This is a genomic window from Bradyrhizobium sp. (assembly GCF_017881085.1).
GTDB lineage: Bacteria > Pseudomonadota > Alphaproteobacteria > Rhizobiales > Xanthobacteraceae > Bradyrhizobium.
In genome coordinates, this window is record NZ_JADGRI010000106.1 from 1 (window position 1) to 15,351 (window position 15,351).

At 64.8% G+C, this 15,351-nt stretch carries 14 protein-coding genes and 1 pseudogene; 8 read left to right on the forward strand and 7 right to left on the reverse strand.

Annotated elements, in window-relative coordinates:
* Nucleotides 1-181: 181 nt before the first annotated feature.
* Nucleotides 182-664 carry a Holliday junction resolvase RuvX gene (ruvX, locus tag QZ213_RS12435; protein WP_291686371.1) on the forward strand — a complete coding sequence of 161 codons (483 nt, stop codon included), beginning with the start codon at nt 182-184 and terminating at the stop codon, nt 662-664.
* Nucleotides 665-675: 11 nt separating this feature from the next.
* Here ruvX and QZ213_RS12440 read toward each other — a convergent pair whose 3' ends face one another.
* The 3 genes from QZ213_RS12440 to QZ213_RS12450 all read right to left on the reverse strand — a co-directional run bounded on the left by QZ213_RS12440 (nt 676) and on the right by QZ213_RS12450 (nt 4,064).
* Nucleotides 676-1,452: a type II CAAX endopeptidase family protein gene (locus QZ213_RS12440; RefSeq protein WP_291686372.1), complete on the reverse strand. Its 777-nt coding sequence runs from the start codon at nt 1,450-1,452 to the stop codon at nt 676-678.
* Nucleotides 1,453-1,600: 148 nt separating this feature from the next.
* A complete protein-coding gene (locus tag QZ213_RS12445; RefSeq protein WP_291686373.1) occupies nt 1,601-3,259 on the reverse strand; it encodes an acyl-CoA dehydrogenase family protein in 1,659 nt (552 codons plus the stop codon).
* A gap of 85 nt (nt 3,260-3,344) precedes the next feature.
* The gene (locus QZ213_RS12450; protein ID WP_291686374.1) at nt 3,345-4,064 is read right to left on the reverse strand and encodes a M15 family metallopeptidase; all 720 of its coding nucleotides are present in this window, start codon (nt 4,062-4,064) and stop codon (nt 3,345-3,347) included.
* A 197-nt stretch (nt 4,065-4,261) separates the two neighbouring features.
* Between QZ213_RS12450 and QZ213_RS12455 the strand changes: the two genes are divergently transcribed.
* From QZ213_RS12455 to plsY, 3 genes are all read left to right on the forward strand, one after another.
* Nucleotides 4,262-5,215 carry an aspartate carbamoyltransferase catalytic subunit gene (locus QZ213_RS12455; RefSeq protein WP_291686375.1) on the forward strand — a complete coding sequence of 318 codons (954 nt, stop codon included), beginning with the start codon at nt 4,262-4,264 and terminating at the stop codon, nt 5,213-5,215.
* A gap of 2 nt (nt 5,216-5,217) precedes the next feature.
* Nucleotides 5,218-6,519 carry a dihydroorotase gene (locus QZ213_RS12460; protein WP_291686376.1) on the forward strand — a complete coding sequence of 434 codons (1,302 nt, stop codon included), beginning with the start codon at nt 5,218-5,220 and terminating at the stop codon, nt 6,517-6,519.
* A gap of 224 nt (nt 6,520-6,743) precedes the next feature.
* Nucleotides 6,744-7,340: a glycerol-3-phosphate 1-O-acyltransferase PlsY gene (gene plsY / locus QZ213_RS12465; RefSeq protein WP_291686384.1), complete on the forward strand. Its 597-nt coding sequence runs from the start codon at nt 6,744-6,746 to the stop codon at nt 7,338-7,340.
* A 5-nt stretch (nt 7,341-7,345) separates the two neighbouring features.
* Here the strand turns inward: plsY and QZ213_RS12470 are convergent, their stop codons facing one another.
* The gene (locus QZ213_RS12470; RefSeq protein ID WP_291686377.1) at nt 7,346-8,587 is read right to left on the reverse strand and encodes an amidase; all 1,242 of its coding nucleotides are present in this window, start codon (nt 8,585-8,587) and stop codon (nt 7,346-7,348) included.
* Between the two features lie 120 nt (nt 8,588-8,707).
* Here QZ213_RS12470 and dprA point away from each other — a divergent pair, with 120 nt between their 5' ends.
* Complete coding sequence (dprA, locus tag QZ213_RS12475) at nt 8,708-9,814, forward strand: DNA-processing protein DprA (protein ID WP_291686378.1); 1,107 nt, start codon at nt 8,708-8,710, stop codon at nt 9,812-9,814.
* Nucleotide 9,815: 1 nt separating this feature from the next.
* On the opposite strand, the gene QZ213_RS12480 is transcribed toward dprA, so the two are convergent.
* On the reverse strand, nt 9,816-10,217 hold the full coding sequence (locus tag QZ213_RS12480) for a helix-turn-helix domain-containing protein (RefSeq protein WP_291686379.1): 402 nt from the start codon (nt 10,215-10,217) through the stop codon (nt 9,816-9,818).
* Between the two features lie 93 nt (nt 10,218-10,310).
* On the opposite strand from QZ213_RS12480, the gene QZ213_RS12485 reads away from it, so the two are divergent.
* Nucleotides 10,311-10,919, forward strand: coding sequence for an FMN-dependent NADH-azoreductase (locus tag QZ213_RS12485; RefSeq protein WP_291686380.1), 609 nt, complete (start codon nt 10,311-10,313; stop codon nt 10,917-10,919).
* Between the two features lie 79 nt (nt 10,920-10,998).
* Here QZ213_RS12485 and QZ213_RS12490 read toward each other — a convergent pair whose 3' ends face one another.
* Together QZ213_RS12490 and QZ213_RS12495 are read right to left on the reverse strand one after the other, a co-directional pair.
* Nucleotides 10,999-11,160, reverse strand: coding sequence for a hypothetical protein (locus QZ213_RS12490; RefSeq protein WP_291686381.1), 162 nt, complete (start codon nt 11,158-11,160; stop codon nt 10,999-11,001).
* A 258-nt stretch (nt 11,161-11,418) separates the two neighbouring features.
* Nucleotides 11,419-11,661, reverse strand: coding sequence for a hypothetical protein (locus tag QZ213_RS12495; RefSeq protein WP_291686382.1), 243 nt, complete (start codon nt 11,659-11,661; stop codon nt 11,419-11,421).
* A 222-nt stretch (nt 11,662-11,883) separates the two neighbouring features.
* Here QZ213_RS12495 and topA point away from each other — a divergent pair, with 222 nt between their 5' ends.
* Complete coding sequence (gene topA, locus QZ213_RS12500; RefSeq protein ID WP_291686383.1) at nt 11,884-14,643, forward strand: type I DNA topoisomerase; 2,760 nt, start codon at nt 11,884-11,886, stop codon at nt 14,641-14,643.
* A gap of 1 nt (nt 14,644) precedes the next feature.
* A pseudogene (locus tag QZ213_RS12505) lies at nt 14,645-15,351 on the forward strand (ribonuclease R); the annotation flags it as partial.

Below are 15,351 nucleotides of genomic sequence, written 5' to 3' on the forward strand. Positions count from 1 at the left end.
TCATCAGATTATAGATGTTATAACTGGTTCTCTTCATCAATTTATAAACTACAGTGCGGTTTCTTATATGTTGCTTGAACCGGAGAAAGTCCTATTTAAAATACACTTAGAGAAATCCGTGCATCGTGATTTTGTCACCTCCGCTTTGCAATAATCGAAGCCCGCATGTTATGCGAACCCCATGCCTGCCTTCATTCTACCGCTGATCGACGCCGCCGCGCACTGGCCTGAACGCGGCGCGCTGATCGGCCTTGATCTGGGCACCAAGACCATCGGGGTCGCGGCGTCCGACCCCGATCGCCGGCTTGCCACGGGGGTCGAGACCATCCAGCGCAAGGCGTTCAAGGCCGACGCGGCGCGCCTGCTCGCGATCGCCGCCGAGCGCAACGCCGTCGGCTTCGTGCTCGGCCTGCCCATCAACATGGACGCCAGCGAGGGACCGCGCGCCCAATCCACCCGCGCCTTCGCCCGCAATTTTTCCAGGCTCACCGCCCTGCCGATCGCGCTGTGGGATGAGCGGCTCTCCACCGCCGCCGTCGAACGCGAGCTGATCGGCATGGACATGAGCCGCGCCCGGCGCGCGGAAGTGATCGACGAGCATGCCGCGATCTTCATCCTGCAGGGCGCGCTGGACCGGCTGGGAAATTTGCGCGAAACGCGCTGACGAGAAGGCCCCTACCCGTGCCCGGCGAGCATGAAGGTCTGCACCACCGCGGCCAGGTTGTTGACGCCGTGAACGAAGATTGTCAGCCAGGTCGAATTGAAGCGGTAGCGGAGAAAGCCGAGCAACAGGCCGATCGAGAACACCTCGCCGAAGAAGAACCAGTCATATTGCAGATGCAGCGCCGTCCACACGATCGACGACAGCAGGATGCCGCCGGGAGCCCCGAGAAACGACTCCGACCAGCCGCGGTAGAGAAAGCCGCGTGAGAACAATTCCTCCGAGACGGGGGCGGCGATGCAGAACGCGATCGCCAGGAGCCAAAGCGCGCCGTCGGCGCGGGCCGATTGCAGCACCTCGCCCATGAATCCGGGGGTCACCTCGTGTCCCGCCGCGCGCGACACCGCGTCCCACCCCATCACGAGCACACCGAGCGCGACCGCGCCGATGACAAAATTGATCCAGGAAGTCCCGCGCAGCGCGAGGTATTCGGCAAATGGCGTACCCGACATGCGGGTCGCGAGCCACAGCGCGGCAAGCACGGCGGGCAGCCCCGCGATCACCGAAAGCGAGATTGTCAGCCCGCCGCCGACGACATGGATCGCGGCGGCCATGTCGATCGGACCGTCCTGCCGCAGCACGAACCAGCCCACGACGGCCATCTGCCCCGCAAACATCGCGGCGAAGATCAGAAGGCCCCAGAGCGCGGTGCCCCAGAACTTCCAGATGCGTGGTGGCCGTTGGACGGGGATTGCGATAACGGCAGAGCTTGCGGGATCGAGAGAGTCCATCAACTGGCTTTCATTCCGATTGCCGTCGTGACCGGCCTTGTGCCGGGCATCCACGTTCTCTTGCTGAAGCCAAGAACGTGGACGGCCGGGACATCTGCGCGAAGACGCGCTTCGCGCTTTTGCCCGGCCATGACGAAGTAAGGCACCATCACGGCAGCGTCCGGTCCAGGAGGCCCCTGATATCGCCGGTGGCGAGATCGACGGCGCCGTACATGCTGCCGTGGGTCTGGGCAAGCCGGGTCCGTGCGAACAATTCGGCGTGATGCGGCGACACCTTGTTCAACGCCGCCGCCGCAGCGAGCAACGCCAGCTTCTCGACCGCGAGCCGCGCCACGCGCTCGCTGTCCGGCCGGCGGAAGGCCTTGCCGATGAACGTTACCGCGTCGCCCGCGCCGGACAGGCCGCTGGTTTCACCGGCGAGAGCCTGCATGACCGCGCGCGCCGCCTCGACCTCGCGCGACAGGGCCCGCAGCACGTCCAGGCACATTACGTTGCCCGAGCCTTCCCAGATCGCATTGACCGGCGACTCCCGATAGTGGCGCGCCAAAATACCTTCCTCCACATAGCCGTTGCCGCCGAGGCACTCCATCGCCTCGTAGAGAAATCCCGGCGCGCTCTTGCAGACCCAGTATTTGATCGCCGGTGTCAGCAGCCGCATATAGGCCGCTTCGATCGGGTCGTGCGGGGCCTGGTCGAACGAACGGCACAGCCGCATCACCAGCGCAATCGAAGCCTCGACATGCAGCGCCATGTCCGAAAGCACCGCCTGCATCAACGGCTGATCGGCGAGATGCTTCTGGAACACGCTGCGATGCCTGGAGTGATGCAGCGCATGGGCCAGGCCGGACCGCATCAGGCCGGCGGAGGCCGTCGCGCAATCCTGCCGCGTCAGCTGCACCATCTGGATGATGGTGCGGATACCCTTGCCCTCGTCGCCGACGCGCACCCCATAGGCGCCGACGAATTCCACTTCGGACGAGGCATTGGAGCGGTTGCCGAGCTTGTCCTTCAGGCGCTGGAACTGGATCGCGTTGATCGATCCATCGGGCCGGAAGCGCGGCATGAAGAAGCAGGTCAGGCCTTCGTCGGCCTGGGCCAGCACCAGGAAAGCGTCGCACATCGGCGCCGACATGAACCATTTGTGCCCGGTGATGCGATAGGCATCGCCGTCGCGTTCCGCGCGCGTCATGTTGGAGCGCACGTCGGTGCCGCCCTGCTTCTCGGTCATGCCCATGCCGAGCGTCATGCCGCGCTTTGTCGGCCACGGCGCGAACGTCGGGTCGTAGGCGCGCGCGGCGATCACCGGCATCACTTTGGCCAGCAGATCCGGCTGCGCCGCCAGCGCCGCGACCGAGGCGCGCGTCATGGTGATCGGGCACAGATGACCGGTCTCGACCTGAGATGCCATGTAAAATTTCGCCGCCCGCACCACTTCGGCAGCACCACCGGCCGGCTTGCCGTCCACGGTCCAGGTCGAATTGTGAATGCCGGCATGGGCGCTGCGCGCCATCACCTCGTGATAGGCCGGGTGAAACTCGACCTCGTCGCGCCTGACGCCGCGGGAATCGAAGGTGCGCAGTTTTGGCGTGTTCTCGTTGGCGATCCGGCCGCGCGCCGCCATGGCCGCCGAACCCCAGTGCTGCCCGAACTCGGCAAGTTCCGTTTGCGCAGGCGCCCCGCCATTGGCCGCGACCGCTTCCACCAGCGGCCGGTCCACCGCAAACAGATCGACGTCTTCGAACGGCGGCGACTGGTTGAACACTTCGTGGGTCGCGAATGAAGCTTGGCTGAATGAGGCTTGGGTCATGTTCTGCTTCCGGCTGCCGAATGGTAATTAGGGATTACGGTCCAGCGTCAGGCTGTAACCCCTCACCCCGATCGCACGCTTTGTTCTATCTCAACCGCCTCGTGATCGGAAAATCATACGCGGGCCCGCCCACGCCCGGCAGCGAAAAATGCCACCACTCCTTCGAATAATTTACAAAACCTTGCTTCGCCATCACGGCAATTAGCACATTTCGCCAGCGGCGCTGGGCCGATGTGATGGAGCTCGCGGCGGTGTGCGCCTTGAGGTCGGAACAGTCGTAGCCGGTGCCCATGTCGACGCTGCCCTCCGGGGCGCGGGCGTCCGCCGCCGCCGTGCAGTCGGCATAGGCCTTGTCGGGATCTAACGCCGCCGAGTTGTCACCCCTCAGGTCCACCAGGGTCAGGTCGACGGCGGCGCCGGTGGAATGGCCGGAATGCGCGGCGATATAGCCCAGACGAAACAGGTCTTTCTTGCGGAATGCCGGATTGTACCGCCGCTCGGCCGGCGTCTCGCGGCCGTTCTGCGCCCACACCACCATGTCATGCACGGCGCGCGCCGGGCGGTAGCAGTCCAGCATCTTCAGCGACAGTTTTTGCAGGCTAAGTTCCTGCTGGGAGCGCTGCAGGGCCAACCCCACATCGCGCTTCACCACGCATTCGGCGACCCCGTAGCCGGCCAGCTTCCGGCCCATGAAATTGTTGCCTCCGGCGTAGCGGATGTCCTGGATGATCGAGGGATCGATGTCGCGCAGGAAGACAAACCCGCCGGGCAAGCTTTGCGCGCTCGCCGGGCTCGCAATCTCCATTGCCGTTAACGGGGTCAGAGCAAACCATCTCAAACTGCGCATACCCCGGGGCTGCCGATCGAAAAGGGTTGGCGATCCAATCGCGGCGACTTTGCGGCGTCAGCATTTACCCTGCTTTCGACAGATCGGGGGATAACTCGGAAGCGCCCTATTCGCCCTTGCCCCCCGTAGCATCTCTGCCTATAGCTCTCGTTTTAATGACCCCTGCATCGAAATCGACCTTCGTCCTCGGTCACCGGCACCTGCTGGGAATCGAGGGGCTTTCCGCTGCCGATATTACCGGCCTGCTCGACCTTTCCGAGGAATATGTCGAGCTCAACCGCCAGGTCGACAAGAAGCGCACCTCCTTGCGCGGCCGCACCCAGATCAATCTGTTCTTCGAGGCCTCCACCCGCACCCAGTCCTCGTTCGAGCTCGCCGGAAAAAGGCTCGGCGCCGACGTCATGAACATGTCGGTGTCCTCCTCCTCCATCCGCAAGGGCGAGACGCTGATGGACACCGCGGTGACGCTGAACGCCATGCACCCGGACATCCTGGTGGTGCGGCACCATGCCTCCGGCGCGGTGGAACTGCTGGCCCGCAAGGTCGACGGTTCCGTCATCAACGCCGGCGACGGCGCCCATGAGCATCCGACCCAGGCGCTGCTCGATGCGCTGACCATCCGCCGCAACAAGGGCCGGCTCGAGGGACTCGTCATCGCGATCTGCGGCGACGTCATGCATTCGCGGGTGGCGCGCTCCAATATCCTGCTGCTCAACACCATGGGCGCCCGCGTCCGCGTGGTCGCGCCCTCCACACTGTTGCCGCGCGGCATCGAGCGAATGGGGGTCGAAGTCGCCCGCGACATGCGCGAGGGTCTCAACGGCGCCGACATCGTGATGATGTTGCGGTTGCAGCGCGAGCGCATGAACGGCTCGTTCGTGCCCTCGACCCAGGAATACTTTCACTATTTTGGCCTTGACCAGAAGAAACTGGCGTATGCGAAACCGGACGCGCTGGTGATGCATCCCGGGCCGATGAACCGCGGCGTCGAGATCGACTCGATCGTGGCGGACGGCGCGCAATCGCTGATCCGCGAACAGGTGGAAATGGGAGTGGCGGTGCGGATGGCGGTGCTCGAAGCGCTCGCCCGCAACCTGCCGAACGCATAAACATGTTGACTGACCGCCGCCCGATCCTGCTCGCCAACGCCCGCCTGATCGATCCTTCGCGGGATTTCGACGGAATCGGCGACGTGCTGATCGCCGACGGCACCATCCGCGAGAGCCGTCGCGGCATCGGCGCTGCCGGCGTGCCCGAGGGCACCGATATCATCAATTGCGCCGGCAAGATCATAGCCCCCGGGCTGATCGACATGCGCGCCTTCGTCGGCGAACCCGGCGCCAGCCACCGCGAAACCTTTGCTTCCGCGAGCCAGGCCGCCGCGACCGGCGGCATCACCACCATCATCTGCCAGCCCGATACCTCGCCCGTGATCGACAATTCCGCCACCGTCGATTTCATCCTGCGCCGCGCCCGCGACACCGCGATTGTCAACATCCACCCGATGGCGGCGCTGACCAAAGGCATGGGCGGCGAGGAAATGACCGAGATCGGCCTTCTGAAGGCCGCGGGCGCGGTGGCGTTTACCGACGGCGACAGAAGCGTCACCAATGCGCAGGTGATGCGCCGGGCGCTGACCTACGCCCGCGACTTCGACGCGCTGATCGTGCATCACACCGAAGACCCCCATCTGGTCGGCGAAGGCGTCATGAACGAGGGCGAGTTCGCAGCACGGCTGGGGCTGGTCGGCATTCCCAATGCGGCCGAGACGATCATGCTGGAGCGCGACATGCGCCTCGTCGCGCTGACCGGAGGCCGCTATCACGCGGCGTCGCTAAGCTGCATCGACTCGCTGGAAATTTTGAAACGCGCGCGCGATGCGGGGCTATCCGTCAGCGCCTCGGTCTCGATCAATCATCTGACGCTGAACGAAAACGATATCGGCCCCTACCGGACCTTCCTGAAACTGTCGCCGCCGCTGCGCACCGAGGACGACCGGCTGGCGCTGGTCGAAGCCGTCGCGTCCGGGTTGATCGACGTCATCATGTCCGATCACAATCCGCAGGACGTCGAGGTGAAGCGGCTGCCGTTCGCGGAAGCGGCTGCCGGCGCGATCGGCCTGCAGACCATGCTGCCGGCTGCGCTGCGCCTGATCCACAATGGCGACATGGATTTCAAGACGCTGATCCGCGCGATGTCGACGCGCCCGGCCGAGCTGCTGGGCTTGCCCGGCGGAACGCTGCGCGCCGGTTCGCCAGCCGACATCATCGTGATCGACGCCGACACGCCCTGGGTGCTCGATCCCATCGATATCAAGTCGCAATGCAAGAATACGCCGTTCGACGAAGCGCGGTTCTCGGGACGCGTGGTTCGCACCATCGTCGGGGGACGGACGGTCTACGAGCACGTCTGACGGCGTGAAACCCGGATTGAAACGGCCGCGCGGTCAGTGAGGATAGATTTGGGCGATCGCTTCCAGCGATATCCCGGCCAGGGCTGCCGCGAGATAAAGACTGAAGCAGATCAGATTAAGTCGCCTGCGCACGAAAGGCATGACAGTCTCTCCCCTGTCGGTGAGGAGTCACAATGCGGATTTATGGTTAATAATTCCTTGATACGCAGATGGAGCCGCTGGATATGATATCGCCCTATGCCGATGGCGTCCTCGCCCTCTTGGTCGGCTACCTCTTCGGCTCTGTCCCGTTCGGCGTGATCCTCACGCGCGCCGCCGGCACCCAAGACCTGCGCTCGATCGGCTCCGGCAGTATCGGCGCCACCAACGTGCTGCGCACCGGGCGCAAGGGCCTCGCCGCGGCGACGCTGCTCGGTGACGCACTGAAGGGCACGCTCGCGGTGATCATCGCCGGCTACTTCGGCGGCCCCGACGCCGCGATGCTGGCCGCACTCGGCGCGTTCCTCGGCCACCTGTTCCCGGTATGGCTGAAATTTCGGGGTGGCAAAGGCGTCGCGGTCTATATCGGCGTGCTGATCGGACTGTTCTGGCCGGCCGCGATCGTGTTCTGCGTGATCTGGCTCACGACCGCCATTGTCACCCGCTACTCCTCGCTTTCGGCGCTGGTCGCCAGTATCGTCACGCCGATCTTCCTGTGGTGGTTCGGCCACCTCGCGCTTGCCTCGCTGTTCGCCGTGTTGACGCTGCTGATGTTCTACATGCACCGCGAGAACATCAGGCGGTTGCAGGCGGGCACCGAGGGCAAGATCGGGGCGAAATAGCTCCCTCACCCCCGCGCCAGCGCGTCCTCAACGAACCGCGCCACCTTGAGCGCTCCGGCGTCGTTGCCAAATCGGGCGATCACCTGCACGCCCACCGGCAATCCGCCGTCCGCGACGTGAGCGGGAACGTTGACGCAAGGCACGCCCATCAGGGTCCACAGCTTGTTGAAACGGGTATCGCCGGTCGACGCCAGCCCTTTGGGTGCCGCGCCCGGCGCGGAGAAGGTCAGCAAGGCATCGACATCGTCGAAAATCTTGGCCAGCGCCTTGCGGCCGCGGTTCGCGATCCGACGCGCCTCGTCGTAATCGGCGGGCAGGATACCTTTGGTCTCGTCCAGTTTTGCGCGCAACAGCGGCGGCATGGCGTCGTAATGCGTGCGGTATTCCCAGGCCAGCGCCTGATGCGCCTCGAATTCCTGCACCGTCTCGTGCGCGCGCCACGCCTCGCGCGATATCTCCGGCAAAGCGAGCGTGCGAACGGAGGCGCCGGCACGCTCCACGGCGAAGCCGGCGATTCGCAGCGCCTCCGCGCTGGGTGATTCCGGCGCGCCGGCAAAATCCTGCGTCACAATACCAATGCGCGGCCGCTCGATCGCGGCGCCCGGCAGCAGTTCGGGCCGGTTGGTGATCGCCGAGAGCCCGAGCGCCAGATCTTCAACGCCCGCCGCGAACAGCCCCACGGTATCCAGCGTCCATGAATAGCACTTCACGCCAACCGTCGGCAGAACCCGGAACGACGGTTTTATCGCGGCCACGCCGCAAAACGAGGCCGGCCGGATCACTGACCCACCGGTCTGCGTTCCCACGGCAAGCGGAATCATGCCCGCCGCGACCGCCGCCGCCGAACCCGATGACGATCCGCCGGGCGTATGAGCGGGATTGCGCGGATTGCGCGTCGCGGCCGGATCGCGCGAGGCGAACGCCGTCGTCGCGGTCTTGCCGACGACGCTCGCTCCGGCCTGCTTCAGCATCATCACCACAGGCGCGTCCGCGCGCGGCCGCCAGCCCCGGTAGATATGGGATCCCATTTCGGTCGGAAGATCAGCGGTATCGATGATGTCCTTGATGCCGACGGCGATGCCGCGCAGCGGACCTGTGCCGGCGGCACGGATGTTCTCGGCCCGGCACACGAAGGCACCGATGGCTTTGTCACGCGCTGCGATCGCCTCACAGGACTGCGCGATCGCCGCGTCCGGCAAAAGCTCGCCGGAAGCGATACGGCGCTGGAGGTCGGCGAGCGAGATCATGGGCATTTTTCCCGGGAGAGATTGGACCGCTTTTACGGAGTGCGTCGGGATCCGGCAAGCGGAGCATCCCACCCCCTTCCCCACGCGTTCAGGTTGATCCACACTGCCCCCGGAGGCCGCATGGACAGCAAGACGCCCAGCAACGTAAACCTGACCGACGCGCAGCGCGTCGACTGGCTGCGGCTGATCCGTTCCGACAATGTCGGGCCGCGCACCTTCCGTTCCCTGGTCAATCATTTCGGCGGTGCGCGCAGGGCGCTGGAGCGGCTGCCAGATTTGGCGCGGCGCGGCGGCGCGGCGCGGCCGGGGCGGATCTGCAGCGAGGAAGATGCGCGCGCCGAGCTTGCGGCCAGCGAACGGCTCGGCGTGCATCTGCTGGCGCCGGGCGAAGACGGTTATCCGCCGCGGCTGTCGGAGCTTGACGATGCGCCGCCACTGCTTGGGGTGCGCGATGTGCTGATGCGGCCCCTGATCGCCGTCGTCGGCTCGCGCAACGCCTCCGGCGCCGGCCTGAAATTCGCAGGCTCCCTCGCGCGCGACCTCGGCGAGGCCGGCTTTGTCATTGCCTCGGGCCTCGCACGCGGGATCGACGCGGCGGCGCACCGCGCCAGCCTTGCGAGCGGAACGGTGGCGGTGCTGGCCGGCGGCCATGACCGGGTTTATCCGCCTGAACACGGAGAGTTGCTGGAGGCGTTGCTCGCCGCGGGCGGCGCTGCGATATCCGAAATGCCGCTCGGGCACGCGCCGCGCGCCCGAGATTTTCCGAGGCGCAACAGGCTGATCTCCGGGGTGGCGCTCGGCGTCGTCGTGGTCGAGGCCGCGCATCGCTCCGGCTCGCTGATCACCGCGCGCATCGCCGCCGAACAGGGCCGCGAAGTATTCGCGGTGCCGGGCTCGCCGCTCGATCCGCGCGCCGCCGGCACCAACGACCTGATCAAACAGGGCGCGACGCTGACCACCGAAGCCGCCGACGTCATCAACGCGGTCGAGCCGATCATGGGACGGCCACTTTCGCTGCGCGAGCCCGACGACGAGCCGCTCGCTTCCGAACCAGATGCGGGGGATCGTGCGCGCATCATCGACCTGCTCGGACCGACGCCCGTTCTGCTCGACGATCTCATCCGGATGGCCGGGACCTCGCCGGCCATCGTGCGCACCGTGCTGCTCGAACTCGAGCTTGCAGGCCGGCTCGAGCGCCACGGCGGCGGGCTGGTTTCGATGATCTAGATCAAACCTCGTTGCGCCCGTCGAACCGCGCCCGCGCGTCCTCGATCTCCGCTTGATGATCGCTGGCCCATTTGCCCAGCGCTTCCACCGGCTTCCACAGCCCGCGTCCGAGATCGGTCAGTTCGTAATCGACGCGCGGAGGAATGGTAGGGAAAACGGTCCGGGTGACCAGGCCGTCGCGCTCCAGTCCGCGCAACGTCAGCGTCAGCATTCGCTGCGAGATGCCGCCGACCATGCGCTTGATCTCGTTGAAGCGCCGCGGGCCGTCGCCGAGCAGCATGATGACGAACACGCTCCATTTGTCGCCGACCCGCGCCAGGATGGAGGCAACGCCGCGGCAGTCGCTGCTCTCGTGGGCATGGGGCGGCAAGACAGGCACTTTGATGTGCGCAGGTTTCAACATTGTGCTCGGGTCTCAAAAATGTGCGTTCTTGCGGGGTTTACGGATAGTCACCCATATAGCGTCAGTTACAAACTTATACCAAGGGTGACACTGATGAAACTTCTGCATATCGATTCCAGCGTGCTGGGTCCCCACTCCGTCAGCCGCCAGGTTTCCGCCGCGATCGTGGAACGCCTGCGCAAGGCCACACCGGGCCTCGAAATCGTCTACCGCGACCTGACTTCAACGCCGCTGGCGCATCTGTCGGGTTCGCATCTTGCGGCCGCGCAAGGCGCCGCGCCCGACGCCGCCCTGCGGGAGGACCTCGCCGCCGGTCAGGCCGTGCTCGACGAGTTTCTCGCCGCCGACATCGTGGTGCTCGGCGCGCCCATGTATAATTTCACGATACCGAGCCAGCTCAAGGCCTGGATCGACCGCATCGTGGTGGCTGGAAAGACCTTCAAATACGGCGCGCAAGGCGCGGAGGGACTGGCCGGCAATAAGCGCGTCATCATTGCGATCTCGCGCGGCGGATTCTACGGCGCCGGGACCCCGGCGGCGATCGGCGAGCATCTGGAAACCTATCTGCGCTGGGTGTTCGGGTTCATCGGGATCAAAAGTCCCGAATTTATTTTCGCCGATGGAATCCAGATCGGCCCCGAACATCGCGAGAAGGCGCTGGCAAGCGCCCTGCAAGCCGCAACCAATCTCCACGCGGCGTGAGCCGAGATAAGGGTGACCTGCCGTCGTGGAATCGCGGCGGCAGGTTCGTCTCTCCGATGGGCAATGCGGTCGAACCGCGTCAAAACCACGCCCCTTGCACGCCCATCATGACGGCGACCAGGGCTACAAAGAGACCTATTCCTGAAAATAGTGCGATCGTCAAAAATTCCTGGCTGCCGGATTTTTCCGATGCAGCTGTTGAGGCGGGAAGCTGCGCGGCAACGCGAACGGCTTTCGTCATGTCAATCTCTCCATACGTGATCAAGAATCCAGACCCTTGGAGATGTCGGACTCGCGACGACTAAGGTTCAAATGGACCGGCGTGGAACCAGCAAACTGATGAGGGAATCCATCAGCACGATTGCAGTGCGATTCGGGGATTGCCGCGGAGATCACCGAGCCGTTCAGCATGATCGAGGCGCCGTAGGCCTGTGGCTGAATTGCTTCGTGGCTTTGCTTGAAGCCATGACGACCGAAGCCATCGGCCGGGGCAAGTCCGTTACGACAGGTTCCGTTTGCTGCGAAGCCTGAGATGTTCCTCGGCCTCGAGCCGCGCCATCCCGAGCAGGAAATACAGCATGTCAAAATTGTGGCGTCGCGCCAGCCCGGCCAGTTCGGCAGCGGCCTCCGCTATGAGCGCCGCGGCCTCGTCCCGGCCGCCCTCGCCCGATGGTTCATCGTTTTTCGAACGCCGGCCCCTGCCCTGCTGCGCGCGCGTCCGCCGGCCGCCGGTCTTGATCAAAGCAACATCCGATCCCGCGAATCTTCGACTGATACGCCTTTTAAGTGCGCAACTCTAGGAAGCAAATCACAACTTTTTGGATGCTGAATCGGGGGTACCAGGAGCCTATTCAACATCTGTCCATTTGACAGGGGGCTCCACTGCTCCCATGTTCGGGGCGAAACGGCCGACGCGAATCTCGCGGAACCGGCCTTTATTTTTCCCGTAAGCCATTGGAATGACATGAATATCGTCATTGTCGAGTCGCCGGCGAAAGCCAAGACGATCAACAAATATTTAGGCGCCTCCTACGAGGTACTGGCCTCGTTCGGCCATGTCCGGGACCTTCCGGCCAAGAACGGATCGGTCGATCCGGACGCCAATTTCCAGATGATCTGGGAGATCGATCCCAAGGCGGCCGGCCGGCTCAACGACATCGCCAAAGCCCTGAAGGGCGCCGACCGGCTGATCCTCGCCACCGACCCTGATCGCGAGGGCGAGGCGATCTCCTGGCACGTGCTGGAGGTCTTGAAGGAGAAGCGCGCGATCAAGGACCAGAAGATCGAACGCGTGGTGTTCAACGCCATCACCAAGCAGGCGGTGACGGAGGCGATGAAGAACCCGCGCCAGATCGATGGCGCGCTGGTGGACGCCTATATGGCGCGCCGCGCGCTGGATTATCTGGTTGGTTTTACCCTTTCGCCGGTGCTGTGGCGGAAACTGCCGGGCGCGCGTTCGGCGGGCCGCGTGCAGTCGGTGGCGCTGCGGCTGGTCTGTGACCGCGAGCTTGAAATCGAGAAATTCATTCCCCGGGAATACTGGTCGCTGGTCGCGACCCTGACCACGCCGCGCGGCGAAGCGTTCGAGGCGCGGCTGGTCGGCGCCGACGGCAAGAAGATCCAGCGGCTCGATATCGGCACCGGCGCGGAAGCCGAGGATTTCAAGAAGGCGATCGAGGCCGCGAACTTCACGGTAACGACGGTCGAGGCAAAACCGGCGCGGCGCAATCCGCAGGCGCCGTTCACCACCTCGACCCTGCAGCAGGAAGCCAGCCGCAAGCTCGGCTTTGCGCCCGCGCACACGATGCGGATCGCGCAGCGGCTTTATGAAGGTATCGATATCGGCGGCGAGACCACCGGTCTCATTACCTATATGCGAACCGACGGCGTACAGATCGACGGTTCGGCGATCACGCAGGCGCGCAAGGTGATCGGCGAGGATTACGGCAACGCCTATGTGCCGGACGCGCCGCGCCAGTACCAGACCAAGGCCAAGAACGCGCAGGAAGCGCACGAAGCGATCCGTCCGACCGATCTGTCGCGCCGGCCCGCGGACATGCGCCAGCGTCTCGATACCGATCAGGCCAAGCTCTATGAGCTGATCTGGATCCGCACGATCGCGAGCCAGATGGAATCCGCCGAGCTCGAACGCACCACGGTCGATATCGCGGCCAAAGCGGGCTCGCGCCTGCTGGAGCTGCGCGCCAGCGGCCAGGTGATCAAGTTCGACGGTTTTCTGGCGCTGTACCAGGAAGGCAAGGACGACGACGGCGACGACGAGGATTCGCGCCGCCTCCCCCTCATGAGCGAAGGCGAAGCCCTGAAGCGCCAGGACCTTGCGGTCACCCAGCATTTCACCGAACCGCCGCCGCGTTTTTCCGAGGCGTCGCTGGTCAAGCGCATGGAGGAACTCGGCATCGGCCGTCCCTCCACCTACGCCTCGATCCTGCAGGTCCTGAAGGACCGCGGCTACGTCAGGCTCGAGAAGAAGCGCCTGCACGGCGAGGACAAGGGCCGTGTCGTGGTCGCGTTCCTGGAGAATTTCTTCGCGCGCTATGTCGAATACGACTTCACCGCCAACCTCGAAGAACAGCTCGACCGCATCTCCAACAACGAAATTTCCTGGCAGCAGGTGCTGAAGGATTTCTGGGTCGATTTCATCGGCGCCGTCAACGAGATCAAGGACCTGCGCGTCGCCCAGGTGCTGGATGCGCTCGACGACATGCTGGGGCCGCACATCTATGCGCCGCGCGAGGATGGCGGCGATCCCCGGCAATGCCCGAGCTGCGGCAACGGCAAACTCAATCTCAAAGCCGGAAAATTCGGCGCGTTCGTCGGCTGCTCCAACTATCCGGAGTGCCGCTACACCCGCCCGCTCGCGGCCGACAGCGAGGCCAGCGCCGATCGTATTCTGGGCAAGGACCCACAGACCGATCGCGACGTCATCGTGAAGGCCGGACGGTTCGGTCCCTATATCCAGCTCGGCGAGCCGAAAGATTACGCCGAGGGCGAAAAGCCGAAGCGCGCGGGTATTCCGAAGAACACCTCGCCGTCCGACATCGAACTCGATCTGGCCCTGAAACTGCTGTCGCTGCCGCGCGAGATCGGCAAGCATCCGGAGACCGGCGAGCCGATCACCGCGGGGCTCGGCCGCTTCGGGCCGTTCGTGAAGCACGAGAAAACCTATGCCAGCCTCGAGGCCGGCGACGAGGTTTTCGATATCGGATTGAACCGGGCCGTTACGCTGATTGCCGAGAAGATTGCAAAGGGCCCGAGCGGCCGCCGCTTTGGCGCCGATCCCGGCAAGCCGCTCGGCGACCACCCGACCCTGGGCGGCGTTGCGGTCAAGAACGGACGCTACGGCGCATATGTCACGGCCGGTGGCGTCAATGCGACGATACCGAGCGACAAGACGCCGGAAACCATCACGCTGCCGGAGGCAATTGCGCTGATCGACGAGCGCGTGGCGAAGGGTGGCGGCAAGCCCAAGCGCGGCGCCAAGAAAGCGAAGGCGGCGGCCAAGCCCGCCAAAACGGAGGCCGCAGCGGACACAACGACGCCGAAACCCGCCAAGAAAGCGGCGACGAAGAAATCCGCGGCCAAGCCGAAATCGGGAGCCGTCAGCAAGGCGCGCGCGCCGGTGACAGCAAAAACCTCTCCGGCAAAACCTGCGCCAGCCGCCAAGACGCCTGCGAAGAAAAGCGCCGGCAAGGCCCGGGGATAAGGTGACAAAACAACGCGACACTGGCTTTCCGGCCCGGGATGCCATCATCGCCTTCATTCGCGCGCAGCCGGGAGAAGTCGGAACCCGCGAGATCGCGCGCGAATTCGGTCTGAAGAACGCCGACCGCGCCGCGCTGAGGCGAATCCTGCGCGAGCTTGCCGACGAAGGCGCCATCGAAAAGCGCGGCAAGAAGATCAGGGAGCCGGCGGCACTGCCGGCGACCGTGATGGCCGATATCGCCGGACGCGACAGCGACGGCGAGTTGCTCGCCACGCCCGCCGAATGGGACGAGGTCGAAAGCGGCGAGCCGCCGAAAATCCGCATCCACATTCCAAGGCGGCCGCAGCCGGGAACGACGCCCGGCGTCGGCGACCGCGCGCTGTTGCGGGTCGAGAAGCTCGAGGAGCGCGACCGCGAAGGCACCGTCTATCGCGGCCGCGTCATCAAGGTGATCGATCACGCCAGGACCCGCGTACTCGGCATTTTCCGCAAGACTCCGGACGGCGGCGGGCGGCTGATCCCGGTCGACAAGAAGCAGGCCGGCCGCGAATTGAACATTGCCAAGGCCGATACCGGCGGCGCCGAGGACGGCGATCTCGTCAGCGTCGATCTGGTGCGCTCGCGCGGTTTTGGCCTTGCCTCCGGCAAGGTCAAGGAGCGGCTTGGCTCGTTGGCGAGCGAAAAGGCGGTCAGCCTGATCGCGATCCA

Excerpts from the sequence above, each read along its gene's own strand:
- topA (WP_291686383.1), top strand. The coding sequence starts at position 11,884 with ATGAATATCGTCATTGTCGAGTCGCCGGCGAAAGCCAAGACGATCAAC.
- QZ213_RS12455 (WP_291686375.1), top strand. The coding sequence starts at position 4,262 with ATGACCCCTGCATCGAAATCGACCTTCGTCCTCGGTCACCGGCACCTG.
- QZ213_RS12460 (WP_291686376.1), top strand. The coding sequence starts at position 5,218 with ATGTTGACTGACCGCCGCCCGATCCTGCTCGCCAACGCCCGCCTGATC.
- QZ213_RS12480 (WP_291686379.1), bottom strand. The coding sequence starts at position 10,217 with ATGTTGAAACCTGCGCACATCAAAGTGCCTGTCTTGCCGCCCCATGCC.
- plsY (WP_291686384.1), top strand. The coding sequence starts at position 6,744 with ATGATATCGCCCTATGCCGATGGCGTCCTCGCCCTCTTGGTCGGCTAC.
- QZ213_RS12490 (WP_291686381.1), bottom strand. The coding sequence starts at position 11,160 with ATGACGAAAGCCGTTCGCGTTGCCGCGCAGCTTCCCGCCTCAACAGCT.
- QZ213_RS12470 (WP_291686377.1), bottom strand. The coding sequence starts at position 8,587 with ATGATCTCGCTCGCCGACCTCCAGCGCCGTATCGCTTCCGGCGAGCTT.
- QZ213_RS12440 (WP_291686372.1), bottom strand. The coding sequence starts at position 1,452 with ATGGACTCTCTCGATCCCGCAAGCTCTGCCGTTATCGCAATCCCCGTC.
- QZ213_RS12485 (WP_291686380.1), top strand. The coding sequence starts at position 10,311 with ATGAAACTTCTGCATATCGATTCCAGCGTGCTGGGTCCCCACTCCGTC.
- ruvX (WP_291686371.1), top strand. The coding sequence starts at position 182 with ATGCCTGCCTTCATTCTACCGCTGATCGACGCCGCCGCGCACTGGCCT.
- QZ213_RS12445 (WP_291686373.1), bottom strand. The coding sequence starts at position 3,259 with ATGACCCAAGCCTCATTCAGCCAAGCTTCATTCGCGACCCACGAAGTG.
- QZ213_RS12450 (WP_291686374.1), bottom strand. The coding sequence starts at position 4,064 with ATGGAGATTGCGAGCCCGGCGAGCGCGCAAAGCTTGCCCGGCGGGTTT.
- dprA (WP_291686378.1), top strand. The coding sequence starts at position 8,708 with ATGGACAGCAAGACGCCCAGCAACGTAAACCTGACCGACGCGCAGCGC.